At 68.3% G+C, this 25,418-nt stretch carries 20 protein-coding genes; all 20 read right to left on the bottom strand.

Annotation, left to right across the window (positions count from 1 at the left end; all coding sequences use genetic code 11):
* Nucleotides 1-6: 6 nt before the first annotated feature.
* Nucleotides 7-312: a 30S ribosomal protein S10 gene (gene rpsJ / locus VET29_RS16055; RefSeq protein WP_003938093.1), complete on the bottom strand. Its 306-nt coding sequence runs from the start codon at nucleotides 310-312 to the stop codon at nucleotides 7-9.
* A 285-nt stretch (nucleotides 313-597) separates the two neighbouring features.
* Nucleotides 598-1,791 carry an elongation factor Tu gene (gene tuf / locus VET29_RS16050; RefSeq protein WP_324920841.1) on the bottom strand — a complete coding sequence of 398 codons (1,194 nt, stop codon included), beginning with the start codon at nucleotides 1,789-1,791 and terminating at the stop codon, nucleotides 598-600.
* Between the two features lie 116 nt (nucleotides 1,792-1,907).
* The gene (gene fusA / locus VET29_RS16045; RefSeq protein WP_324920838.1) at nucleotides 1,908-4,007 is read right to left on the bottom strand and encodes an elongation factor G; all 2,100 of its coding nucleotides are present in this window, start codon (nucleotides 4,005-4,007) and stop codon (nucleotides 1,908-1,910) included.
* A 66-nt stretch (nucleotides 4,008-4,073) separates the two neighbouring features.
* The gene (gene rpsG / locus VET29_RS16040; protein ID WP_324920834.1) at nucleotides 4,074-4,544 is read right to left on the bottom strand and encodes a 30S ribosomal protein S7; all 471 of its coding nucleotides are present in this window, start codon (nucleotides 4,542-4,544) and stop codon (nucleotides 4,074-4,076) included.
* The gene (gene rpsL, locus VET29_RS16035; protein ID WP_133906284.1) at nucleotides 4,544-4,918 is read right to left on the bottom strand and encodes a 30S ribosomal protein S12; all 375 of its coding nucleotides are present in this window, start codon (nucleotides 4,916-4,918) and stop codon (nucleotides 4,544-4,546) included. Before rpsL ends, rpsG begins: the two co-directional genes overlap by 1 nt.
* 446 nt (nucleotides 4,919-5,364) lie before the next feature.
* Nucleotides 5,365-5,937, bottom strand: a complete 573-nt coding sequence (locus tag VET29_RS16030) for a DinB family protein (protein ID WP_324920829.1) — start codon at nucleotides 5,935-5,937, stop codon at nucleotides 5,365-5,367.
* A gap of 34 nt (nucleotides 5,938-5,971) precedes the next feature.
* Nucleotides 5,972-6,295 carry a hypothetical protein gene (locus VET29_RS16025; RefSeq protein WP_324920827.1) on the bottom strand — a complete coding sequence of 108 codons (324 nt, stop codon included), beginning with the start codon at nucleotides 6,293-6,295 and terminating at the stop codon, nucleotides 5,972-5,974.
* Between the two features lie 404 nt (nucleotides 6,296-6,699).
* Nucleotides 6,700-7,449: a D-Ala-D-Ala carboxypeptidase family metallohydrolase gene (locus tag VET29_RS16020; protein ID WP_324920823.1), complete on the bottom strand. Its 750-nt coding sequence runs from the start codon at nucleotides 7,447-7,449 to the stop codon at nucleotides 6,700-6,702.
* Between the two features lie 161 nt (nucleotides 7,450-7,610).
* Nucleotides 7,611-11,510, bottom strand: coding sequence for a DNA-directed RNA polymerase subunit beta' (locus tag VET29_RS16015; protein WP_324920820.1), 3,900 nt, complete (start codon nucleotides 11,508-11,510; stop codon nucleotides 7,611-7,613).
* A gap of 127 nt (nucleotides 11,511-11,637) precedes the next feature.
* Entirely contained in the window at nucleotides 11,638-15,132 is a 3,495-nt protein-coding gene (locus VET29_RS16010; protein ID WP_324920817.1) for a DNA-directed RNA polymerase subunit beta, read from the bottom strand.
* 447 nt (nucleotides 15,133-15,579) lie between these two features.
* Nucleotides 15,580-15,738, bottom strand: coding sequence for a hypothetical protein (locus VET29_RS16005; RefSeq protein WP_324920814.1), 159 nt, complete (start codon nucleotides 15,736-15,738; stop codon nucleotides 15,580-15,582).
* Nucleotides 15,739-16,583: 845 nt separating this feature from the next.
* Nucleotides 16,584-16,754, bottom strand: coding sequence for a hypothetical protein (locus VET29_RS16000; RefSeq protein ID WP_324920812.1), 171 nt, complete (start codon nucleotides 16,752-16,754; stop codon nucleotides 16,584-16,586).
* Nucleotides 16,755-16,892: 138 nt separating this feature from the next.
* Nucleotides 16,893-17,918 (bottom strand): hypothetical protein, encoded by a 1,026-nt coding sequence (locus VET29_RS15995; protein WP_324920810.1) that lies wholly within the window; start codon nucleotides 17,916-17,918, stop codon nucleotides 16,893-16,895.
* 12 nt (nucleotides 17,919-17,930) lie between these two features.
* Nucleotides 17,931-18,482, bottom strand: a complete 552-nt coding sequence (locus VET29_RS15990) for a hypothetical protein (protein WP_324920808.1) — start codon at nucleotides 18,480-18,482, stop codon at nucleotides 17,931-17,933.
* A gap of 6 nt (nucleotides 18,483-18,488) precedes the next feature.
* Nucleotides 18,489-19,751, bottom strand: coding sequence for an MCE family protein (locus VET29_RS15985; RefSeq protein WP_324920806.1), 1,263 nt, complete (start codon nucleotides 19,749-19,751; stop codon nucleotides 18,489-18,491).
* 52 nt (nucleotides 19,752-19,803) lie between these two features.
* Entirely contained in the window at nucleotides 19,804-20,997 is a 1,194-nt protein-coding gene (locus VET29_RS15980) for an MCE family protein (protein ID WP_324920804.1), read from the bottom strand.
* Nucleotides 20,997-22,175 carry an MCE family protein gene (locus VET29_RS15975; RefSeq protein WP_324920802.1) on the bottom strand — a complete coding sequence of 393 codons (1,179 nt, stop codon included), beginning with the start codon at nucleotides 22,173-22,175 and terminating at the stop codon, nucleotides 20,997-20,999. Before VET29_RS15975 ends, VET29_RS15980 begins: the two co-directional genes overlap by 1 nt.
* Nucleotides 22,172-23,164: an MCE family protein gene (locus tag VET29_RS15970; RefSeq protein ID WP_324920800.1), complete on the bottom strand. Its 993-nt coding sequence runs from the start codon at nucleotides 23,162-23,164 to the stop codon at nucleotides 22,172-22,174. The genes VET29_RS15975 and VET29_RS15970 overlap by 4 nt, the downstream gene beginning before the upstream one ends.
* Nucleotides 23,161-24,198, bottom strand: coding sequence for an MCE family protein (locus VET29_RS15965; protein ID WP_324920797.1), 1,038 nt, complete (start codon nucleotides 24,196-24,198; stop codon nucleotides 23,161-23,163). Before VET29_RS15965 ends, VET29_RS15970 begins: the two co-directional genes overlap by 4 nt.
* Before the next feature lie 61 nt (nucleotides 24,199-24,259).
* Nucleotides 24,260-25,418, bottom strand: a 1,159-nt coding sequence (locus VET29_RS15960) for an MCE family protein (RefSeq protein WP_324920793.1), incomplete at its 5' end; no start/stop codon positions are given.

Raw genomic sequence — 25,418 nt, 5'->3', positions numbered from 1 at the left:
CAGGCCTCACTGGATGTTGACGTCGACGCTGGCCGGAAGGTCGATGCGCATCAGGGCGTCGACGGTCTTCGGCGTCGGGTCGAGGATGTCGATCAGACGCTTGTGCGTACGCATCTCGAAGTGCTCGCGCGAGTCCTTGTACTTGTGCGGCGAACGGATGACGCAGTACACGTTCTTCTCGGTGGGCAGCGGCACCGGCCCGACGACCCGAGCACCAGTGCGGGTCACCGTCTCCACGATCTTGCGCGCCGAAGCGTCGATCGCCTCGTGGTCGTAGGCCTTGAGCCGGATGCGGATCTTCTGTCCCGCCATGGTGGCTTGCCGTCCTTGTCTCTAAAGACTCGTGCGCTCCGGTCCACGCGGTCGGGTGTGTCGCGCCCTACGCACAGACCGGCCCCTCAGACATTTGTCCTCAGGAGTGGTCATAGGTGGCTCCGCGGGCTGTCTTTGACTCAAACACAGCTACCCGCGAGCCAGCCCGTGCATGGCCGATCGCATGACCGTCCACGACGAGCAACCTGTCAAGGATGCCATACGCGTTCGTAGGCACCCACACCGGGGGCCCCAGGTGTGTGACCTGGGGCCCCGGTGGCGTAACTACTTGATGATCTTGGTGACGCGACCCGCGCCGACCGTCCGGCCACCCTCACGGATGGCGAACCGCAGGCCCTCGTCCATGGCGATCGGCTGGATCAGCTTGACGAGCATGCCCGTGTTGTCGCCCGGCATGACCATCTCGGTGCCCTCGGGGAGGGTCACCACACCGGTCACGTCGGTGGTGCGGAAGTAGAACTGCGGGCGGTAGTTGTTGAAGAACGGCGTGTGCCGGCCGCCCTCGTCCTTGCTCAGGATGACGACCTGAGCCTCGAACTCGGTGTGCGGCGTGGTGGTGCCGGGCTTCACGACGACCTGACCGCGCTCGACATCCTCGCGCTTGATGCCGCGGAGCAGCAGACCCACGTTCTCACCCGCGCGCGCGTCGTCCAGCGTCTTGCGGAACATCTCGATCGCGGTGACGGTGGTCTTCTGCGCCTTCTCACGGATGCCGACGATCTCGACTTCCTCCATCGGCTTGAGCACGCCCCGCTCCACACGACCGGTGACGACGGTGCCACGACCGGAGATCGTGAACACGTCCTCGACGGGCATGAGGAACGCCTTCTCGATCTCGCGCTCCGGCTCGGGGATGCTCTCGTCAACCGCGTCGAGCAGCTCGAGCAGCTTGCCGCCCCACTCGGCGTCGCCCTCCAGCGCCTTCAGCGCGGAGACGCGGACCACCGGCAGGTCGTCACCCGGGAACTCGTACTCGGTCAGCAGCTCGCGAACCTCGAGCTCGACGAGCTCAAGGATCTCCTCGTCGTCCACCATGTCGGCCTTGTTCAGGGCCACCACGATGTACGGCACGCCGACCTGACGGGCCAGCAGCACGTGCTCCTTGGTCTGCGGCATCGGACCATCGGTCGCGGCGACCACGAGGATCGCGCCGTCCATCTGGGCGGCACCGGTGATCATGTTCTTGATGTAGTCCGCGTGACCCGGGCAGTCAACGTGCGCGTAGTGACGCTTCTCGGTCTGGTACTCGATGTGCGCGATCGAGATCGTGATGCCGCGCTGCTTCTCCTCCGGCGCCTTGTCGATCTCGTCGAACGGCGTGAAGGGGTTCAGCTCGGGGTACTTGTCGTGCAGAACCTTGGAGATGGCCGCGGTCAGCGTGGTCTTCCCATGGTCGATGTGACCGATGGTCCCGATGTTGACGTGCGGCTTGGTCCGCTCGAACTTCGCCTTCGCCACTTCTCTCGTCCTCCTGGACTTGTTCTTCCGCCGTCTGACGTTCAGCGACGGCAGTTCTTGGGTTCAGTTGTGCGGAACCATAGGGGGCACTACCCACGCAGCCCGCACCGGATTGGTTATTCGCCGGTTGCCTTGGCGATGATCTCCTTCGCGACGTTCGTGGGAACCTCGGCGTAGGAGTCGAACTGCATGGAGTAGTTCGCCCGGCCCTGGGTCTTCGACCGAAGGTCGCCGACGTAGCCGAACATCTCCGACAGCGGCACCAGCGCCTTGACGACGCGGGAGCCCGACCGCTCCTCCATGGCCTGGATCTGGCCACGGCGGGAGTTCAGGTCGCCGATGACGTCACCCATGTACGTCTCCGGCGTGGTCACCTCGACGGCCATCATCGGCTCGAGGAGTGCCGGGCTCGCCTGGCGAGCGGCCTCCTTGAGCGCCATGCGGCCCGCGATCTTGAAGGCCATCTCCGAGGAGTCGACCTCGTGGTACGAGCCGTCGAGCAGGGTCATCTTGATGCCGACCAGCGGGTAACCCGCCAGCACGCCGTCCTGCATGGCGTCCTGCGCGCCGGCGTCCACCGACGGGATGTACTCCCTCGGCACCCGGCCACCGGTGACCTTGTTGTCGAACTCGTACATGGCGCCGTCCGCGGTCGACATCGGCTCGATCTTGATGACGACCTTCGCGAACTGGCCGGAGCCACCGGTCTGCTTCTTGTGCGTGTAGTCGTACTTGTCGACGGTCTTGCGGATCGTCTCGCGGTACGCCACCTGCGGCTTGCCGATGTTGGCCTCGACCTTGAACTCGCGGCGCATGCGGTCCACCAGGATGTCCAGGTGAAGCTCGCCCATGCCGGCGATGATCGTCTGACCCGTCTCGTCGTCCTGGTTGACCCGGAAGGTCGGGTCCTCCTCGGCGAGCTTCTGGATCGCGGTCGACAGCTTCTCCTGGTCGGCCTTGGTCTTCGGCTCGATCGCCACCTGGATGACCGGCTCCGGGAACGTCATCGACTCGAGGACGATCGGGTTCGCCGGGTCGCACAGGGTCTCACCCGTGGTGGTGTCCTTCAGGCCGATCACCGCGTAGATGTGACCCGCCATGGCCTCGCCGACCGGGTTCTCCTTGTTGGCGTGCATCTGGAAGATCTTCCCGATGCGCTCCTTGCGGTCCTTGGTCGAGTTGATGACCTGGGCGCCGCTCGCCACCTTGCCGGAGTAGACCCGGATGTAGGTCAGCTTGCCGAAGAACGGGTGCACGGCGATCTTGAAGGCCAGCGCCGCGAACGGCTCGTCGGTGCTCGGCTTGCGGAAGGCCGGCGTCTCGCCGTCCTGCAGCGTGCCCTCGACCGGCGGCAGGTCCGTCGGTGCGGGCAGGTAGTCGATCACCGCGTCGAGCATGGGCTGGACGCCCTTGTTCTTGAACGCGGAGCCACACAGGATCGGGTAGGCCGAACCGTCGACCACGATCTTGCGGACGCCCTGCTTGATCTGCTCGACGGACAGCTCCTCGCCACCGAGGTAGAGCTCCATGAGCTCGTCGTCGGTCTCGGCCACTGCCTCGATCAGCTGCTCGCGGTACTCGTTCGCGCGCTCGAGCAGGTCGGCCGGGATCTCCTCGACCGCGTAGTCCTCGCCCTTCTGCACCTCGCCGCGCCACGTGAGCGCACGCATGTTCACCAGGTCGATGACACCGATGAACTCGCTCTCCGCGCCGATGGGCAACTGGAGGGGCAGGGGCTTGGCACCGAGGCGCTCGGAGATGGTCCGGATGGTGAAGTAGAAGTCCGCACCCAGCTTGTCCATCTTGTTGACGAAACAGATGCGCGGGACGTCGTACTTGGTCGCCTGCCGCCAGACCTGCTCGGACTGCGGCTCGACGCCTTCCTTGCCGTCGAACACCGCGACCGCGCCGTCGAGCACGCGCAGGTTCCGCTCCACCTCGACGGTGAAGTCGACGTGTCCCGGCGTGTCGATCAGGTTGATCTGGTGGTCCTTCCAGAAGCAGGTCGTCGCGGCCGACGTGATCGTGATGCCGCGCTCCTGCTCCTGCTCCATCCAGTCCATCGTCGCGGCGCCGTCGTGCACCTCGCCGATCTTGTAGTTGATCCCGGTGTAGAACAGGATCCGCTCGGTCGTGGTGGTCTTGCCCGCGTCGATGTGGGCCATGATGCCGATGTTGCGCACCTTGGCCAAGTCGGTCAGCACGTCCTGTGCCACGGGTCTCTTCCCCTGTCTATCAATCTGCGTTGGTACGACCTGAGCGGTCTGTTCGGCTGCCGATCGTCACCAGCGGTAGTGGGCGAAGGCCTTGTTGGACTCCGCCATCTTGTGCGTGTCCTCGCGGCGCTTCACGCTCGCCCCGAGGCCGTTGCTCGCGTCGAGCAGCTCGTTCATGAGCCGCTCGGTCATGGTCTTCTCCCGGCGTGCGCGCGAGAAGGTCACCAGCCAGCGCAGCGCCAGCGTCGTGGAGCGGCCCGGCTTGACCTCGATCGGCACCTGGTACGTGGCGCCACCGACACGACGGCTCTTGACCTCGATGGTCGGCTTCACGTTGTCCAGCGCACGCTTGAGCGTGACCACCGGGTCTGTGCCGGTCTTGTCACGGGCGCCCTCGAGCGCCTGGTACACGATCTTCTCCGCGACGGAGCGCTTGCCGTCCCGCAGCACCTTGTTGATCAGCTGCGTGACCAGCGGGGAGCTGTAGACCGGGTCGGTGATCAGCGGTCGCTTGGCGGCGGGTCCCTTGCGAGGCATCAGGCCTTCTCCTTCTTCGCGCCGTAGCGGCTGCGGGCCTGCTTGCGGTTCTTCACGCCCTGCGTGTCCAGCGAGCCCCGGATGATCTTGTAACGGACGCCAGGCAGGTCCTTCACTCGGCCGCCGCGCACGAGCACCATCGAGTGCTCCTGCAGGTTGTGACCCTCACCCGGGATGTAAGCGGTGACCTCGATGCCACTGGTCAGCTTGACGCGCGCGACCTTGCGTAGCGCGGAGTTCGGCTTCTTCGGGGTGGTGGTGTACACGCGGGTGCACACGCCACGACGCTGCGGGCTCCCCTTGAGGGCCGCAGTCTTCTGCTTGGCGACCTTGTCCTGGCGGCCCTTACGGACCAGCTGCTGGATCGTGGGCATGGACCGGCTTTCTCCTGGTGTACTGCTTGCTGCTCTATGTTGTGGGCGCTCCGACCGAATCACGAGGTCGGGCGTGTCGCCCTTCCCTGTAACGCTCGCGCAGGATTGAATCATCCCTACGAGGCTCGGAAGGAACTCCGCGGTTACTGCGAGGTGTCCGCTCACACGGACTCCGCGCACAGGCACGCGGATCGACCCGACATAGGCCGGGCGCGAGTTCCCAAGATACCTGGCGCCCAGAACACGGTCAAAACCGGGGTCGACTCACGGTGCAACGCCGTGCCACCCCGCGCTGTTCCCGACCTGCGGAACGATCTTCCTGGTCGCGTCCTGTCCGTCGCCAGTCTAACTCAAGCCCTGGTCACGGGCTGTGTGAGCGGTCCGGCCGCGGCCGCGGACCGGCCTCCGCCGGATGTCGCGTCGAGCGCGCCCCGGCCGGCCGGTGGTCAACCGGGCGACTGGGTGGGTGCCGAGCGCCCGGTGGCGTCGTACAGGTGGTGGACCGGGTCGTGGATGAAGTAGCGGGCGAACGTGTCGATCGTGAAGTGGGCGCCGTCGCTTCTGGTTCCCGTGCGGTGCCACTCCGTGACCTCCGCGAAGCGGTCGGCGAGGTGGTTGGCGGCCTCGCTCAGCTCCTTCGCCACCGTCGCGGGGTCCTGCTCGCCGTAGCGGTCCTGGACGGCGGTCGCGTCCTGGTCCCAGTTGGGGTAGTGCGGGGCGTCGCGGGTGAGCATGAGGTGCAGGCGCTCGGTGTAGACGCGGCAGACGTCGCGGACGTGCGCCGCGTACTCCAGCGGCGACCACGTGGTCGGAGCCGGCCGTTCGCGGGCGTCCGCGCGTGCCAGGACGTCCTGCCACGCCGCGGCGTTGGCCCGCAGCAGGGCGGGGATCTCGTCGTGGCCGAACGTGGCGGTGTCCAGCCCGCACTCCGGGCACGGGCGGTCGAGGACCCAGGTCCAGTCCTTCGTGTCGGGCGTGATGGTCTTGGGGCCAGCATCGGGCCGCGCGGCCGGCGGCACCAGCGACGGTTGCTACAGGGTGTGTGAAGCCGGCCTACAGGCGGGTGCCGCAGTCCGAGCAGAAGACCGCGCCCGGCTTGTTCGCCGTGGACCCGCAGCCACCGCGGGTGGCGACCATCGCGAGGGCCGCGCCGCAGGACGAGCAGAACCTGCCGCCGTCGACCTTGCTGCCGCAGGACGAGCAGTTCAGCTTCGCGCGGGTGGCGAGGTCGAGGTCGCCGGTCCAGTTGGTCTCCTTGGCCCTGTCCCAGATCTGCTGGCGCTGGGCGTCGGCCTGGGCGCGGGACAGCTCCTCGGCGACGCTGGGCGAGCAGCGCAGGCACTGGCGATGTCGTCGTTCCAGCACTGGGCGGCGCACATCCAGTCACCGCAGCCCCGGCACTGGCGGAAGCTCGGGCTGATCTCCGTGACCGCGGCTTCCAGCGCCTTGTCCTTGGCCGGGGAGTTGGTGGCGCGGTCGTAGCGCCACTGCTGGGCGGAGTTGCTCAGGTCCTGGAGCTTGCCGCCGAAGAAGGAGCCCACGGCCCGCAGCGCACTGCGGCCCATCTCCATCTTGTCGCGGACGAACGCGGAGCGGTGACCGTTGCCACAGCGCTCGCAGTAGAACTCGAACTGGTACCCGTCGTAGTTGGACAGGTCACGCACGTTGTCCGTGAACGGAACCGGGTTCTGCACGTGCGGGGAGCTATCACCGCATCCGCCCGTCACGGAGGTGACGTGACCCGAATTGCCCCCGGGGCGGTGCCCCGGGGGCGTTTCGCACTATATGCCGCAGTTCGGCGCCGACCAGAGCTGTCCCGAGCGCAGTGCGACGTGGACGTGGTCGTTGTGGTCGGGGTAGCCGGGGCCGAGGATCTCGGTGAAGCCGTGGTTGCGGGCCTGGCGGGCCAGGTTGCAGAAGCCCTGCGCGCCGGCGCCGAGGTCGGCGGCGTCGCCGTAGAGGTGGCGGCTGTTTGTGGCCCCGTCGACGGCGTTGTTGCAGGAGACGCTGCGGAAGCCACCGTTGACCACCACCGGGCGGTCGCCCATGGCGTGACGCATGGCCTGGAGCTTCCACATCGTGACGAGCGCGTTGGCCCGTGCCTGGCTCGCCGAGACGCGGCCGCCGGACCAGTCGGAGTTGCAGTTGTTGAGCTCGTCGTAGCTGAAGTTGACCGGGGTGCAGTCGTTGTCCTGCAGGTCGTAGATCTTCTGGAAGGTCTGCGGGCCCGCGATGCCGTCCGCGGTGAGGCCGTAGGCCTGCTGGAAGCGGGTGACCGCGGCCTTCGTGGCGGGGCCGAAGTCACCGTCGAGACCGAGGACGGCGTTGTAGCCCGGGTAGCCGGCCACCCGGATCTGGAGCTGGCGGACGTCGTCGCCGGTCGCGCCCTGGGAGAGGCTGCGGCTCCAGGTGTAGCAGGCGTCGGCGGTCTGGACGTCTCCCGCGGTGACCTGGCCGGGATCGGCGGTCGCGGCGGTCGCGGTGAGGACGATCGAGAGCAGGCCGGCCAAGCCGGCCAGGAGGATCTTCATCTGTCGGGACACCTTTCGTGCAGGGTGAAGGTGATGCCCGAAAAGTTACGTTACGGGCGGGTCTGCCACAGAAGGTTTTGGTGTGCGCCAAAGCGAGGGCGTCCCAGAAAATGCGACGGAGCCCTCGACCGGCAGGTCGAGGGCTCCGCTTCCGCGTGGTTCTAGCGGTAGTCGCGGCCGAAGTCGTAGTCGTCCAGTGGGACGGCTGCGCCGGTGCCGGTGCCGAACACATCCGGGGTGTAGTAGCCGTCGTCGTAGCTCGGGATCGCGTACGCCGCGACCCGGGCCTCCTCGGTCGGCTGGACCTGGATGTTGCGGTACTTGTTGATGCCGGTCCCCGCGGGGATCAGCTTGCCGATGATCACGTTCTCCTTCAGGCCCACCAGCTTGTCCGAGCGGCCGTTGATGGCCGCGTCGGTCAGGACACGGGTGGTCTCCTGGAAGGAGGCCGCCGACAGCCACGAGTCCGTGGCCAGCGACGCCTTGGTGATACCCATCAGGACCGGGCGACCCGAGGCCGGCTCGCCGCCGGAGGCGACGACACGACGGTTCTCGGACTCGAACTCGGCCCGCTCGACCAGCGCACCCGGGAGGAACTCGGTCGACCCGGAGTCGAGGATCGTGACCCGGCGCAGCATCTGCCGGACGATGACCTCGATGTGCTTGTCGTGGATGGACACACCCTGCGCCCGGTACACCTTCTGGACCTCGTCCACCAGGTGCAGCTGAGCCTCGCGCGGACCCATGACGCGCAGGACCTCGTGCGGGTCCGGCGTGCCTTCCAGCAGCTGCTGACCGACGCGCACGTGGTCACCGTCGGCGAGCGGCCCGTCCGGCGTGACCGCCAGGCGCTGACGCTTCGACAGCTTCTCGAAGACGATCTCCTCGCTGCCGTCGTCCGGGACCAGCGTGATCTTCCAGTAGCGGTCGCCGTCCTCGATGCGGACACGGCTGTCCACCTCGGCGATCGGCGCCTTGCCCTTCGGCTGGCGAGCCTCGAACAGCTCCTGGACACGCGGCAGACCGGTCGTGATGTCCTCGCCGGCCACACCACCCTGGTGGAACGTGCGCATCGTGAGCTGGGTACCCGGCTCACCGATGGACTGCGCCGCCACGATGCCGACCGCCTCGCCGACGTCCACCAGCTGGCCCGTCGCCATGGACCGCCCGTAGCAGGTGGCGCAGACGCCGACCGCCGACTCACACGTCAGCACCGACCGCACCTTCGCCTCGGTGACGTCCGAGCCGATCAGCTTCGCGATGGCCGGGTCGCCGAGGTCGTCGCCGCGGTTCAGCAGGACGTTGCCGTCGGCGTCGGTGATCTCCGAGGCCAGCGTGCGTGCGTAGACCGAGGTCTCCACGTGCTCGGCCTGGAACACCTTGCCGTCCGCGGCGACGTCGCCGACCTTCATGATGATGCCGCGCGTGGTGCCGCAGTCGATCTCGCGGACGATGACGTCCTGCGACACGTCCACCAGACGACGGGTCAGGTAACCCGAGTCGGCGGTACGCAGCGCGGTGTCCGCGAGGCCCTTGCGGGCGCCGTGCGTCGCGATGAAGTACTCCAGCACCGTGAGGCCCTCACGGAAGTTGGACTTGATCGGACGCGGGATGAACTCACCACGAGGGTTGGTCACGAGGCCGTTCATGCCGGAGAGCTGGCGGATCTGGGTCATGTTGCCCGCCGCGCCCGACTTCACGATCGTGGGGATCGGGTTGGTGTCGGGGTAGTTGTCCTCCATGGCCTTCGCGACCTCTTCAGTCGCGGTGCTCCAGACCTTGACCAGCTCGTTGTTCCGCTCGAGGGCGGAGAGCTGACCACGCTGGTAGCGCTTCTCGACCGCGTCGGCCTTCTTCTCGTACTCGTCGAGGATCTCCTGCTTGTTCGGCGGCACGACCACATCGGAGATCGCGATCGTGACCCCGGACCGGGTGGCCCAGTGGAAGCCGGCGTCCTTGAGCTTGTCGAGCGTCCGCGCCACCGTGACCATCGGGTACCGCTCGGCGAGGTCGTTCACGATCGCGGCCTGCCGCTTCTTCGGCATCGGCTCGTTCATGAACGGGTAGTCGTCGGGCAGCAGGTCGTTGAACAGCACGCGACCCAGGGTGGTGTTGGCGAGCCACGGCTGACCGGGCTCCCACTCCTCCGGCTTGTCGGCCGAGGTCGGGGTGCGGTCCGAGATGCGGATCTTGATCATCGCCTGCAGGTCGATCACGCCGCGGTCGTAGGCCATGATGGCCTCGGCCGGCGACGAGAACGCCAGGCCGGCGCCCTTCGCGTCGTCCTTGGGACGGGTCAGGTGGAACAGGCCCGTCACCATGTCCAGTCGCGGCATGGCCAGGGGGCGACCCGAGGCCGGCGACAGGATGTTGTTGGACGACAGCATCAGGATGCGTGCCTCGGCCTGCGCCTCGGCGGACAGCGGCAGGTGGACCGCCATCTGGTCACCGTCGAAGTCCGCGTTGAACGCCTCGCAGACCAGCGGGTGCAGCTGGATGGCCTTGCCTTCCACCAGCTGCGGCTCGAAGGCCTGGATGCCGAGGCGGTGCAGCGTCGGCGCGCGGTTCAGCATCACCGGGTGCTCGGTGATGACCTCTTCCAGCACGTCCCACACCGCGGGCCGTGCGCGCTCCACCATCCGCTTGGCGGACTTGATGTTCTGCGCGTGGTTGAGGTCGACCAGCCGCTTCATGACGAACGGCTTGAACAGCTCGAGCGCCATCGCCTTCGGCAGACCGCACTGGTGCAGCTTGAGCTGCGGGCCGACCACGATGACCGAACGGCCGGAGTAGTCGACACGCTTGCCGAGCAGGTTCTGGCGGAACCGGCCCTGCTTGCCCTTGAGCAGGTCGGACAGCGACTTCAGCGGCCGGTTGCCCGGGCCCGTCACCGGCCGGCCGCGGCGGCCGTTGTCGAACAGCGCGTCGACGGCCTCCTGCAGCATCCGCTTCTCGTTGTTGACGATGATCTCGGGCGCGCCGAGGTCGATCAGTCGCTTCAACCGGTTGTTGCGGTTGATCACGCGGCGGTACAGGTCGTTCAGGTCGGACGTGGCGAACCGGCCACCGTCGAGCTGGACCATCGGCCGCAGGTCCGGCGGGATCACCGGGATGCAGTCGAGGACCATGCCCATCGGCGAGTTGTTCGTCTGCGAGAACGCCGCGACGACCTTCAGCCGCTTGAGGGCGCGGAGCTTCTTCTGCCCCTTGCCGTTGCGGATGGTGTCGCGCAGGTTGTCGGCCTCGGCCTCGACGTCGAAGTCGTGGGCCAGCTTCTGGATCGCCTCCGCGCCCATGGCGCCGGTGAAGTGGTCGCCGTAGCGGTCGACCAGCTCGCGGTAGAGGAGCTCGTCCGCGATCAGCTGCTTGGGCTCGAGCTTGGTGAAGGTGGTCCAGATCTCGTCGAGCCGGTCCAGCTCACGCTGGGCGCGGTCGCGGAGCTGGCGCATCTCCCGCTCGCCGCCCTCCTTGACCTTGCGGCGCACGTCGGACTTGGCGCCCTCCTCCTCGAGGGCGGCCAGGTCGGCCTCGAGCTTCTGGGCCCTGGCCTCGATGTCGGCGTCCCGCCGGTTCTCGACCTGCTTGCGCTCGACGCTCATCTCGCTCTCGAGCGTGGGCAGGTCGGTGTGCCGCTGCTCCGTGTCCACCGTGGTGATCACGTAGGCGGCGAAGTAGATGATCTTTTCCAGGTCCTTCGGCGCCAGGTCGAGCAGGTAGCCCAACCGTGAAGGCACGCCCTTGAAGTACCAGATGTGCGTGACGGGCGCGGCCAGCTCGATGTGGCCCATGCGCTCACGGCGCACCTTGGCGCGGGTGACCTCGACACCACAGCGCTCACAGATGATGCCCTTGAAGCGCACGCGCTTGTACTTGCCGCAGTAGCACTCCCAGTCCCGGGTGGGGCCGAAGATCTTCTCGCAGAAGAGCCCGTCCTTCTCCGGCTTCAGGGTTCGGTAGTTGATGGTCTCCGGCTTCTTGACCTCGCCGAAGGACCACTGGCGGATGTCGTCAGCGGTCGCCAGGCCGATGCGGAGCTCATCGAAGAAGTTGACGTCAAGCACGTCGGGTCTTCCCCTTTTGTTGGTTACAGCCTTTTAGTCATTGGGGATCGGGGGCGGCGGGCGCGGCGGTTTCGTGGAGCTTGCGGAGCGAATCATTGAACACTGCGCCGCGCCCGCGCTCGCCCGGCTAATTCACGACGTCGTCAACAGACGGCGACTCATTGCGGGACAGGTTGATGCCGAGGTTGGCGGCAGCGCGCTCGAGGTCCTCGTCGTCCCCGTCGCGCATCTCGATCGCGGCGCCGTCGGAGGACAGCACCTCGACGTTGAGGCAGAGCGACTGCAGTTCCTTGAGCAGGACCTTGAACGACTCCGGGATGCCCGGCTCCGGGATGTTCTCGCCCTTGACGATCGCCTCGTAGACCTTGACGCGACCGAGCACGTCGTCGGACTTGATCGTCAGGAGCTCCTGGAGCGTGTACGCCGCGCCGTAGGCCTGCATGGCCCAGCACTCCATCTCACCGAAGCGCTGGCCACCGAACTGCGCCTTACCACCCAGCGGCTGCTGGGTGATCATCGAGTACGGGCCGGTGGAGCGGGCGTGGATCTTGTCGTCCACGAGGTGGTGCAGCTTCAGGATGTACATGTAGCCGACCGCCACCGGGAACGGGAACGGCTCGCCGGAACGCCCGTCCAGGAGCGTCGCCTTGCCGTCCTCCGCGACCATCCGCTCGCCGTCCCGGTTCGGGAGCGTCGAGCCGAGCAGCCCGGTGATCTCGTTCTCCTTGGCCCCGTCGAACACCGGCGTCGCGGTGTTCGTGTCGGGCGCGACCTCGTAGAGCTCCTGGGACAGGTTCTTCGCCCAGTCCGGGTTGCCCTCGATCTTCCACCCCTGGCTGGCGAGCCAGCCGAGGTGCAGCTCCAGCACCTGACCGATGTTCATACGCCGTGGCACACCGTGGGTGTTCAGCACGACGTCGACCGGGGTGCCGTCCGGCAGGAACGGCATGTCCTCGACGGGCAGCACCTTGCCGATGACGCCCTTGTTGCCGTGCCGGCCGGCGAGCTTGTCGCCGTCCTGGATCTTGCGCTTCTGGGCCACGTACACCCGGACCAGCTCGTTCACGCCCGGGGGCAGCTCGTCGTCGTCGTCGCGGGAGAACGTGCGGACGTGGATGACCTTGCCGGTCTCACCGTGCGGCACCTTCAGCGACGTGTCGCGGACCTCGCGCGCCTTCTCACCGAAGATCGCGCGGAGCAGCCGCTCCTCCGGGGTCAGCTCGGTCTCGCCCTTCGGGGTGACCTTGCCGACCAGGATGTCGCCGTCGGAGACCTCGGCGCCGATGCGGACGATCCCGCGCTCGTCGAGGTCGGCCAGCACCTCCTCGGAGACGTTCGGGATGTCCCGGGTGATCTCCTCGGCGCCCAGCTTGGTGTCCCGCGCGTCGATCTCGTGCTCCTCGATGTGGATCGAGGTGAGCACGTCGTCCTGGATGAGCCGCTGCGAGATGACGATGGCGTCCTCGTAGTTGTGGCCCTCCCACGGCATGATCGCGACGAGCAGGTTCTTGCCGAGCGCCATCTCGCCGTCTTCTGTGCACGGCCCGTCGGCGATGACCTGGCCCTGCAGGATCCGGTCGCCCTCGGAGACGATCGGCTTCTGGTTGATGCAGGTGCCCTGGTTCGACCGGTGGAACTTGTGCAGCGCGTAGGTCCGGCGGGTGCCGTCGTCGGCCATGATCGTGACGTAGTCGGCCGACAGCTCCTCGACCACGCCGTCCTTCTCGGCGACGATGACGTCACCGGCGTCGACGGCGGCCTTGAGCTCGGTGCCGGTGCCCACCAGCGGCGACTCGCTGCGCAGCAGCGGGACGGCCTGGCGCTGCATGTTCGCGCCCATGAGGGCACGGTTCGCGGCGTCGTGCTCGAGGAACGGGATCATCGCGGTCGCGACCGAGACCATCTGCCGCGGCGAGACGTCCATGTAGTCCACGTCGAACGGCTCGATGAACTCGACCTCGCCGCCCTTCTTGCGGACCAGGACGCGGTCGCCCGCGAAGTGGTTCTGGTCGTCGAGCAGCTCGTTCGCCTGCGCGATGACGTGCCGGTCCTCCTCATCGGCGGTCAGGTAGTCGACCTGGTCGGTGACCTGACCCTCGATGACCTTGCGGTACGGCGTCTCGATGAAGCCGAAGGGGTTGACCCGCGCGTACGACGACAGCGAGCCGATCAGGCCGATGTTCGGGCCTTCCGGCGTCTCGATCGGGCACATGCGGCCGTAGTGGCTGTGGTGGACGTCCCGGACCTCCATGCCGGCGCGCTCACGGGACAGACCGCCAGGACCCAGCGCGTTCAGGCGGCGCTTGTGGGTCAGGCCCGCGACCGGGTTGGTCTGGTCCATGAACTGCGACAGCTGCGAGGTGCCGAAGAACTCCTTGATCGCGGCCACGACCGGCCGGATGTTGATCAGGGTCTGCGGCGTGATGGCCTCGACGTCCTGCGTGGTCATGCGCTCGCGGACGACGCGCTCCATGCGGGACAGGCCGACCCGGATCTGGTTCTGGATCAGCTCGCCAACGGTGCGGATGCGCCGGTTGCCGAAGTGGTCGATGTCGTCGACCTCGACCGGGACGTCCGTGCCGTCCTGGCCGTGCATGCTCGTCTCGCCGGCGTGCAGGCGGACCAGGTACTCGATCGTGGTGACGATGTCGTCCTCGGTCAGCACGCCCGTCTCGATCGGCAGCGCGACGCCCAGCTTCTTGTTGACCTTGTAGCGGCCGACCTTGGCCAGGTCGTATCGCTTGTCCTTGAAGAACAGGTTCTCCAGCAGCGTCTGCGCGGACTCCTTGGTCGGCGGCTCACCCGGGCGCAGCTTGCGGTAGATGTCCAGCAGCGCCTCGTCGGTGCCGGCCGTGTGGTCCTTCTCCAGGGTCGCGAGCAGCGTCTCGGAGAACTCGAAGCGCTCGCGGATCTGCTCGGTGGTCCAGCCGAGGGCCTTCAGCAGGACGGTGACCGGCTGACGGCGCTTGCGGTCGATGCGGACACCCACGGTGTCCCGCTTGTCGACGTCGAACTCCAGCCAGGCGCCGCGGCTGGGGATGACCTTGGCGACGAACACGTCCTTGTCGGTGGTCTTGTCGACGGACGTGTCGAAGTACACGCCGGGCGAGCGGACCAGCTGCGACACCACGACGCGCTCGGTGCCGTTGATGATGAAAGTGCCCTTGTCCGTCATGACCGGGAAGTCACCCATGAACACCGTCTGGCTCTTGATCTCGCCAGTCTGGTGGTTGGTGAACTCGGCCGTCACGAAGAGTGGGGCCGCGTAGGTCATGTCCTTGTCCTTGCACTCCTCGGTCGAGGCCTTGACCTCGTCGAAGCGTGGGTCGTCGAAGGAGAGGGACATAGAGCCGGAGAAGTCCTCGATGGGGGAGATCTCGTTGAGAACCTCCTGAAGACCACCGACGGGATTCTCGTCACCGGCGTCGACACGGCGCTGGAACCACGCCTCGTCGCCGGTGAACCACTGGAACGATTGGATCTGCAGGTCGAGCAGGTTCGGCGTGCCCAGCGGCTCGCGGATCTTCGCGAACGAGACCCGTAGCGGTGCGCCTGGGATGCCAGAGTTCGACATGGTGGAGTTGGTCGCAGCAGTGGCTTGGGTCGCGCGGGAGACTGCCAAGATGCGTCCTTCCAGGACTAATGTGCGGTTTGAGCAGCCTCGTTAGCAACTGTAACTAAACTGCTCAGGGGTGCGGTCGTGCCCAACAGTCTAGGGCATGCGAAAGTGGGCAGCGCAAAGGGGCAGTCTAGCCACTCAGGCGACGACTGTCCAGGCCCGCACCCAACCGTCCTCCCGCCGAAGGCGTGCTTGGTGAATAGCGTGACCCTGAGGTGGCCCTGAGTCAAGATGCCGCGCCATGATCTCACGCGGTTCACGGTCCCGGCGTCAGCCGCGTTCCAGCGGAAGTTCAGCAGGTGAACGCACGTGTCGGCTGGTCTCGATGGTCCTCGTGACCCGGGTCCGGTGATCTTCGGGGTGCCCGTGACCGGCCCGGTACGAAGTGTGCGGAACGTCACGTTTTCCGGGTGTCGTGCTCGTCGCCGGAGCCCCGGCCCGCCGACGGCGTCAGCGCTCGCCCAGCTGCCCCACGAGCCGCTCCGCCCACCCCCGCGCGGCCGCCTCGTCGGCGCCGGCCCAGCCCAGCTCCAACCGGACGTACGTGACCCCGTCGGCTGGCCGTGACCCCGTCGGGCAGCTCGGCGAGGTCGATCGAGACCGTGCCACCGAGCGGGTCGAACCTGGCGGGACGCCCGCCCACGATGAACTTCGCGAGCCCGGCGTCGGTGTCCCGGTGGGTCTACCACCGCCCGGCGCCCGAGGTCGTCGGACACGCACTGGCCGAACCTGTCCGTCCAGTAGCCGCCTTGTGCGGTGTTCGCCATCGCCGTGCACAGGACGAGTCCCTGGACCCGCCGCGGCAGGTCGGACAGCCGGACTCCCGGCACGGGCGGTGTCGGGCGCAGGGGCACATGGCCGTAGCTGTCCTCGACGGGCGTCACCGGCCCGTCGTGCGCGAGCCTGGTCAGCAGGGTGGCGAGCAGCTTCCTCAGCATGTCGTCCAGGCCGTCGCGCTTTCCGGATGTTCCGTCGAAGCGTGGAGCGTCAGCACAGGCCGGGCGGGGTCCGGGCGGCCCGACCTCGGCGGCGGCCCGCGCCGACCTCCCGTCCTCCGACGGGGAGAGCCACGCACGGTGCCCGGCGACGTCCGCGGGGCCACCGGCCGTGTCGGTCACGGGGCCGCCGATCATCGCGGCCTCCACCTTCAACCCGCCGCTGATGGCCACACAGGCCGTGCCGCCGTCGAACCGGACCGTCCGGCCGACGTCGCCGCCGCCGAGCAGGTCGACTCCACTCCTCCCGCGAGAGGGCGTGGCAGAGCGCCTGAGCGGCGGTCTCCTCGGGTGCGTAGGCGAGCCCGTCGCGGTAGGTCATGGTCACCGGCCGCAGTCCCGAGTCTTCCGGCGCCTTGACAACGGAGGGCGGTTGGGTCGGCGGCGGTGGCGCGGGGTCCGGGGCCGAACACCCGGCCAGCACGGCGCCGACCAGCGGCGGAACGGCGACCCGCACGCTCACGACTCCCCCTCGCCACTGAGCCGTTGGCCGATCAGGCCGCCGGGCCTGGGGCTCGACTCCTCGGCGTGGCGCTTGCGCTCCTGCTCGACGGTGGTGTCGACCCCCGGTACCGGCTCGTGGAACTGGAACTCGCCGTAGCGGAACGCCGGGCCGCTGGTGCCCCCCATGTGAACCATTCCCCTCGGGTGATGTGCGAGTCGGCGGTAGGACCGCGCGGTCGGCGCGTCGGTGCCGTTGCGGACGCACACCACTCGAAAGCAGTGACGCCGCGCAGCACATGGCTGCGCGGCGTCACCGTGGGCGGTTCAGCAGGTGGGTGCCGGCTTGCCGTTGAACAGGGGCTGGCCGAACATGTCGAACTCGGTGATCTTCCAGTGGTTGTCGACCCTCTTGGCCTGTACGGCGAACTGGCCGCCGACCGCGACGGTCTTGTTGACGTCCACGCGGGTCGAGAGCTGGTCGATGTAGACGAGCGCCTCGGCACGTTCGCCGTCGATGCGGACGACCGCCAGTTCGCGGACCGTGGTGTCCAGGACGATCTTCTGCTGCGGCGCCAGCTGCTTGACCTCGCCGAACAGCAGGTTGTACTCGCACAGCGCCTTGCCGGTCAGGTTCTCCTTGACCGCCTTCTCCGTGGATCCGAGGTCGGTGTAGTTGTAGCTGAACGTCTGCTTGATCGCGTTCGTCAGCTGGCCCTTGACCTGGCTCGTCGTCGCCGAGTCGGTCAGGGCCGTGTTGGTGTCGCCGTCGGACGCCGCGTCGGCGTTGCCGCGGAAGACGAACGCCAGCACGCCCAGGATCACCGCCACGACGGTCAGCGCGATCGCCATCGAGATCTGCGTCTGTGCCCGGGAGCGGGCTGGACGCGTCGCCACCCTCTCCTGGCGGGACGGGCGGCGCTCGGTGTCGGACTCCGCGACCGCCAGGTCGTCCGGCCGGGCCGTGCCGGCCGAGCGGCGCTTGCCGGCCGGCCGGGCCGCCTCGCGCAGCCTCTGGCGTGGCTTCTGAACCGGCTCGTCGACCTCGTCGAGCGAGTCGTCCTCGACGATCGTGGGCGGCTCGTTCGTCTCCGGGTCGACCTCGACCCGGTCCTCGACCGGCGGCTCGTCGGTGATCCGGGGCAGGACGGCGGTCTCGTCGTCGGACCCACGGCTGGGCGGGGTGCCCCGGAGGCCGTTCAGCACGCCGCTCACACGTTCGGGCGACTCCGGTGACTCCTCGGCGTGGACGTCCGCGGGCTCCGGGCGGTTGCGGATGCCCGCGACCTTCGGACGGCGGATCGGCGGCGCCTGGCCCGGGCTTGGCGCCGGGCGGCGGCGGTGCGGTGGCACGTCGGTTCTCCCTTACTGCTGGCCCGGCTGCAGGTACGGGACCTGGCCTATCTCGTAGAGCTTCCAGCCGTCCTGCGTGCGTTGCAGCTTCCCCGCCAGCCGCATGAACTTGTCCGCCGGCTGCTGGCCCTTCACGGTCACGTTGACCTTCAGCGCGACCAGGATCGAGGCCTGGCCGGCGCGGTCGTCCAGCTCCGAGACCGCCGACGAGAGGACCGTCGCCTTCGTGACCGACTGGGCGGCCACGATGGCGTCGCGGCTGGTCTTCTTGCCCTTCACGATCTCGTCGTGCAGGCCGCCGGTGGTCGCGGCCTCCCAGTCGGCCAGGCCCTGGTCGACCTTGCGGTAGTCGAGGGTGTTCATGGTGACGACCGCGTTCGCGCCGACGCGGTTCACCTCGTCACGGTGCTTCGAGTACGCCAGCGAGTCGTCGTTCGCGGCGCGTGCCCAGGCCACGCCGAACCAGCCGCAGACCGCGGCGGCGGCCACCACCAGCGCGATCGCGGCCGTCAGGAGGACACGCGGAACGTTCGACTCGGTCTCGGTGGTCGTGTCAGTGGTCAACGTGCATCACCCCGGTAGTCCGAGCAGCGTGGCGAGGCTCGTCGCGCTGCCACCCCGCTGGCTCACCGAACCGGGCAGGCCGGCGAGCGGGTCAGAAGTATCCGTCGTGCCACCGCCCGGTGGCGTCGCGGGTTGGTCCTGCGCCACCGGCACCCCACCGTAGGGCGCGTTCGCCGACCCCCGCACGTTCACGGGGCTGCCCGGCGGCTCGGCACAGTAAGTCTGCTCCGGCACCGGCGGCGCCGAGCTCCCGGTGTCCGTGCCCGTACGGCGCTGGGTGTGCTCGTACCCCTTGGTACAGGGCGGCGGGTTGAACAGGTTGAGCACGAGCCCCAGGTGCACCTGCCCGGGATCGTCGGCGAGCAGGCCCTGGCCGGCCGCGCTGAACAGCGGGTACGCCACGAACGCGTACTCCAGGCCGTCCTTGCGTGCCCGCAGGATGTCCGACGTCGTGAGCAGGTTCGCGATCGTCACGCCGAGCCCGGGACCGGACTCCTGGAGCAGGTCGGTCACCTGCGAGGCCACCTGCGGCGCCGCGGTGATGAGCCGGCGCAGGTCCGGGTCGGAGTTCTTCAGCTGCTCCGACAGCAGGTTCAGCGAGTTGGCGAACGACTTGATGTTGCCGGCGTTCGCGTTCTGCGTGTCCAGCACGGTGCCGCCGTCGGAGATCAGCGTGATCGTCTGCGGCAGGTGCTCCTGCGCCATCGACGTGAAGTCGCGCGTCGAGTCCAGCAGGACCTGGAGGTCGTCGCCGGTGCCGGCGAAGGCCCGGTCCAGCTCGTCGACGACCGTGCGCAGCGACTCCGTCGGCACCGAGGTCGCGAGGCTGTCCAGGTCGCGGAGGACCGCGTCGGTGCTGACCGGCGTCACCGTGCGGTCGGCCGAGATCACCGAGGCGCCGGACAGGTACGGGCCCTCGTCCCCACGGGGCCGCAGGTCGACGTACTGCTCGCCGACCGCCGACCGGTTGGCGACCACGGCGTCGAGGTCCGTGGGGATCCGCGGGGCGTCCGGCTCGATGTCGAGGTCGACCTGGATGCCGTCGTGCGTCAGGTGGATCTCCCCCACCCGGCCCACGTTGAAGCCCCGGTAGGTGACCTCCGCGTTGGTGAAGATCCCGCCGGACTCCCTGAGGTTCATCTTCACCGTGTAGCCGCCGCCACCGAACACCTTGCCGACGTCGGTGAACCGGAACATCGCGTACACGACCGCGACGACGGCGATCACCGCGAAGGCGACCAGCTGCAGGCGTACCCGCTTGGTGAGCACTGTGACACCCCCTCACCCGCTGCGTGGCGTCGGAACGCTCCGCAGGCTCCGCTCATGAGCCACCTCCCAGGAGACCGCCCAGCAGACCGCCGAGACCGCCACCGCCCGAGGGCTGCTGTTGCTGCGAGCCGGACGACGAGCCGCCGATGATAGGCACCGGCAGCAGGGGCCCGTTCGCCGCACCCGGCTCACCCGAGAGCAGGCCACCCACGATCGGCACGTTCTGCAGCGGGTTGTTCCGGCTGCGGGACAGGTTGTCGAGGACGTCCTGCAGGTTCAGGTCGATCTTGGCGTACAGGTTGAAGTAGTCGCCCTTGATGCCCTTCATCGCCTCGTCGCTGAACGGGATGGTGAACAACACCTCCAGCGACTTCGGCAGGTCCGCGCCGGCCTCCCCCAGCTTCCGCAGTGCCGGGGTCAGCGCCTTGAGGTCGGCGACGATGTCCGCCTGGCTCGCGTTCACCGTGTCCACCGCGACGTCCGACAGGGAGTCCAGCGACTGCAGCATGGTCACGAGCTGGGACCGCTGGTCGTTGAGCACCTGCAGGCCGGGGCCGAGCGAGTCGATGGCCCCGGCGAGCTGGTCCTTCTCACTGGCCAGCGTGGCGGCGAGTGAGTTCACACCGTCGATCGCGCGGATGATGTCGGACTTGCTCTCGTCCAGGGTGGACACCAGGGTGTCGACGTCGGCCAGGGTGGCGCGCAGGTCCGGCTCGTTGCCCTCCAGCGCGGCGTTCAGCTCCTGGGTGATGTTCTGCAGCTGCGCGACGCCGCCGCCGTTGAGCAGCATGGACAGCGCGCCGAGCACCTCCTCGATCTCGGTGTTGCGGTTGGTCCGCGCGATCGGGATCGTGGCGCCGTCGTCCAGCCTGCCCCGCGCCTCACCCGGTGGCGGCGAGGACAGCTCGACGTACTTCTCGCCGAGGAGGCTGGACTGGCGCAGCATCGCGAGCGCGTTCTCCGGCAGCTTCACGTCGCCGTTGACCCGCATGGTCACCTCGGCCGTCCAGCCGTCCGGGGCGAGCTGGATGTCCTCGACCCGGCCGACGGGCACCTCGTTGACCTTCACGCCGGACTGTGGCACCAGGTCCAGCACGTCCTTGAAGTGCGCCCGCACCGTGTACGGGTGGTCGCCGAGGTCCGCGCCGCCCGGCAGCGGGAGGTCGTAGATGCCGGTGAACTGCGTGCCGCACGCGGACAGGGCGAGCGCGGCCGCGGCGAGGGCGGGCAGGAGACGGCGTTTCATCAGTTGCCTCCCGCGATGTTGCCGGGGATCGGCAGCTGGGGCGCCGTGCCGTTCTGGGCCGCGGTCAGCAACTCGGCGGCCGTCGGGAGCTTCACCGTGCCCTCGACGAGCGGCTTGAGCTGGTCACAGGTGTCCGCGAGGACCCCCGGGACGTTCGGCGTGCCCTGGCGGAACAGGCCGCACAGCGTCACGATCGGCGGCTGGGCCAGCTCGTTGAGGTCCGCGCGGGCGTCCAGCGTGCCGGACGAGCCGTTGTAGGCGTTGATGATGTTGGACAGCGCGACCGGCGCGATGTCCAGCGACTCCGCGAGGGCCGCCCGCTGGTCGACCAGCACCTGGGTGATCGACGCGAGCTTGTCGACGTTGGTCTTGAGGTGCGCGCGGTTGTCGTTGATGAACTGCTGCACGGCGCTCAGCGCGATGCCCAGCTGGCGCACGGCCTCGCCGAGGTCGCCGCGCTCGTCGGCGAGGAACTGCGTGGCGTCGGCGGCCTGCTCGCTGAACTGGTCCACGGCGTCGTCGTTCGTGGCGAGTGCCGTGGTGAACTTCTGCAGGTTGTCGATGGTCGCGAACAGGTCGTCGTCGCTGCCGGCCAGCGTCCTCGCCGCCTGGGACAGCTGGGTGATCGTCTCGTTCGTGATCGCGCCGTTGCCGGCGAGGTTCTTCGCGAGCGTGTTCAGCAGGTCCGCGAGCGCGCCGTCCTTGTTCACCCCGTTGGGGCCGAGCGTCTGGCTGACCCGGTTGAGGCTCGCGTACAGGTCGTCGACCTCCAGCGGCGTCGCGGTCCGCTCCTTGGGCAGCAGCGCGCCCTCGGCGAGGGTCGCGCCGCTGGTGTAGACCGGCGTGAACTGCACGTACCGGTCGCTGACCAGCGACGGCGCGACGATCACGGCCTTGGCGTCGGCCGGGAGCTTGACCGTGCGGTCCACCAGCATGTCGACGCGGACCGTGTCGCCATCCGGGGTGACCGTGTCGACGTGGCCGACCTTGACCCCCAGGATCCGCACGTCGTTGTCCTCGTACAGGCCGACGACGCCGGTGAACACGGCCGAGTAGCGGCGCTGGTTGCCGTCCACCAGCACCCACCAGAGGAAGAGCGCGACGAGCAACGCGAGCACGATCGCGATCGCGACACCGCGGGCGAGGTCCCGGCCCATGCGGGAGGCGAAGTTGCTCATGAGGTGGCCCCCAGGCAGCCCTTTTCGTTGACGGACCCGGTCTGTGGCGGCAGGAGCCCGCAGATGTAGTTGTCGAACCAGCGCCCGTTGCCGACCGCGTTGTTGAACAGCCGGTAGAACGGCGCCATGTTCTTGATGCCCTGTGCGAGCGCGTCCTGGTTGCGCTGCAGCATGCCGGTCAGCTGGTCGAGGCTGGTCAGCACCGGGCCGAGCTGCTTCTGGTTGTCGGCGACCAGGCCGCTCAGCTCCTTCGCCAGCGCCTGGGTGCCGGACAGCAGCGTGCTGATGGCCTCGCGGCGGTTGTTGACCTCCGCCAGCAGCAGGTTGCCGTCCTGGAGGAGCCTCACGACCTCCGCGTCGCGTTCGGCGAGGGTGTCGCTGATCTTGCGGGTGTTGGACAGCAGCGTCGCGAGCTGCTGGTCCCGCGAGGAGATCGTGGTCGACAGCTGCTGCAGGCCGGTCAGCGCGCCCCTCACGTCGTCCGGGGTGTCGCCGAAGGTCTGGGAGATGACCTCGAAGCTCTGCGCGAGCTGGGTGGTGTCGATGGCGTTCGTGGTCTCGGCGAGGCCGCGGAACGCCTCCAGCACGTCGTAGGGCGCCACGGTCCTGGCCCGCGGGATCGGCGTCGACGGGTCGAGCACGTCGCGGCCGTCCGGCTCCAGCGACAGGTACTTCTGGCCGAGCACGTTCTTGATCTTGATGGCCGCGGCGGTCCGGTCGCCGACCCAGGCGTCCCTGACCTTGAACGTGACCATGACGTTGGCGCCGGACAGCTCTACGTCGGTCACCTTGCCGACCTTGACCCCGGCGATGCGGACCTCGTCGTCGGAGCTGAGGCCGGCGGCCTCGCTGAACTCGGCCGAGTAGCTGGTGCCGCCGCCGATGATCGGCAGGTCGTCGGAGAACATCGCGACCGTGAGCGCGAGGCCGATCACCACGAGCCCGGCGATGCCGATCGGGATGGGGTTGCGCGAACGGAAGGACCTCATGCCGAGCACCTCGCCGGGGTGGACGGGGTGAGCGGGACGTCGATGGGCTGGGTGATGATCCCGGGGATCCCGATCGAGCCGGACGCGGAGCAGAGGTAGAAGTTGAACCAGGAGCCGTAGCTCACCAGCCGCGTCAGCTTCGCCTCCTTCTCCGGCAGGAACTGGATGAAGTGCTCCACCACCGACTCGCTGTCGTTGAGGTTGTCGACCAGCCCGCCGAGTGCCGAGATGTCCTCCTTGAGCGGCGCGCGGGCGTCGTTCAGCAGGCCGGCCGTGGTGTCCGCCAGCCCGCCGAGCGCGTCGATCGCGTCTCCGATCGGCTCCCGGTCGGCGGCGAGGCCGGACACCAGCTGCTGGACCGTCACGATCAGGTCGGACAGCTTCTGGCCGCGCTCGTTGATCGTGGTCAGCGCGCTGTTGAGATTGCTGACGACCTCGCCGATCACCTGGTCGCGGCCGGCGATCGCGCTGGTCAGCGAGGCCGTGTGAGCGAGCAGCGACTCGACCGTGCCGCCCTCGCCCTGCAGCACCTGGATGATCTCGTAGGACAGCTTGTTGACGTCGTCGGGTGAGAGCGCGCGGAACAGCGGCTTGAAGCCGTTGAACAGCTCGGTCAGGTCCAGTGCCGGACGGGTGTGCTGGAGCGGGATGGTGTCCCCCGGGTCGAGCACGTCGTTGGGGTTGCCACCACTGACGCCCTGCGTCAGCGACACGTACCGCTGGCCGACCAGGTTCCGGAACTTGATCTGCGCCGTCACGTTCTTCGGCAGCTTCCGCCCGGCGCTGACGGAGAAGGTCACCTCGGCCTGCTTGCGGTCGACGATGCCGACCTCCTCGACCTGGCCGACCCGCACGCCCGCGATGCGCACGTCGTCGCCGGGCAGCAGCAGGGTCGCGTCGGTGAAGCGGGCCTTGTAGTCCGTGGTGTCGGACAGGTCGACGTTGGCGATGCTGACCGCGAGCAGCGCGGTGGCGGCGACCGTCACGACCGTGAAGATGATCAGCTTGGTCAGCGGTCCGGTGACACCCCTCATGACGCCCCCTCGCCCGTTCCGCGGCGGTCGAGGTGCCACCCCGAACATCGATTGGCTCTGTTCACCGGACGGTCACCTCCGCCCCACGGAACAGGGGACCGACGAGGTAGGTCGCCCAACCCGGCACCTGCGCGGGCTCCAGGCCCATCCCCGGCGCGATCAGCTGCGCCAGGAAGTCGTACTCGGCCGGGGTGTTGGCGATCGAGCCCGGCGCCGAAGCGGCCGAGTTCGGGCTGGTGAGATAGCCGGCGGAGTTCGACGGCGGCAGCACACCGTCCTCCTGTGTGCGGTTCGCCGGGCCGTGCGTGGAACCGTCCCGCAGCGGGCCGTCCGGCGGCTGGTCGGGGAAGGGCTTGCCCATCTGGTTCGGGTCGTAGCAGCGCGGGCCGCGGTGCTCGTCGAACTCCGGGGTGTCCTTGCCCGGCTCGTACTTGCCCTTGTCGGCGACGACCTCGATGGTCGCGTGCAGGCCCGGCTGGTTGGTGCCGCCGCCGAAGACCGGCCTGGCCGCGTCGACCAGTGACGCCATCTGCTTGAGGAAGCACGGGTAGGACGGCGAGTACCTGGCCAGGATGTCGAGCGTGGGCCGGGAGCTGTCGGCCAGGCGGATGATGTTGTCGGAGTTGGCGCGCAGGAAGGACTCCAGGTCACGGCTGGCCGTGGTCAGGCCGGCGTACAGCAGGTTGAGGTTGTCGCGCTGCTCGTAGACGGTCCGCGAGGTGACCGTCAGGTCGTCGAGCGCGCTGACGAAGTCCGGGATGGCCTGGGTGTAGGTGTCGCTGACGTCGACCAGTGCCTGGAGGTCGTGGGTCAGCTGCGGCACGTGCGGGTTGATCTCCTCGACCAGCTTGCCGAGCTGGACCATCGTGTCGCCCACCTGCTTGCCGCGGCCGTCGAGGGCGGTGGAGATGGCGGTCAGCGTGGTGGACAGCTTCTGCGGCTGCACCGCCTGCAGCACCGGCAGCAGGTGGTCGAGGGCCTGCGACAGCTCGACCGCCGGCGCGGAGGTGTCCTGCTCGATGTGGGCGCCGTTGGTCAGGTGCCGCTGTGCCGGGCTCTCGGGGATCTGCAGCGCCACGTACCGGTCGCCGAAGAGGGTCTTCGGGATGAACCGGGCGGTGACGTTGTCCGGGATGAGATCGGCCTTGTCAGGGTCGATCGCGAGGTCCAGCTCGGCACCGTGCGCGGTTGGGGTGATCTTCTCGATGGAGCCCACGATC

The organism is Actinophytocola sp. (assembly GCF_035634895.1).
GTDB lineage: Bacteria > Actinomycetota > Actinomycetes > Mycobacteriales > Pseudonocardiaceae > Actinophytocola.
The sequence above is the reverse complement of the archived record's forward strand: the minus strand, read 5'-3'. Positions and strand labels throughout refer to the sequence as shown.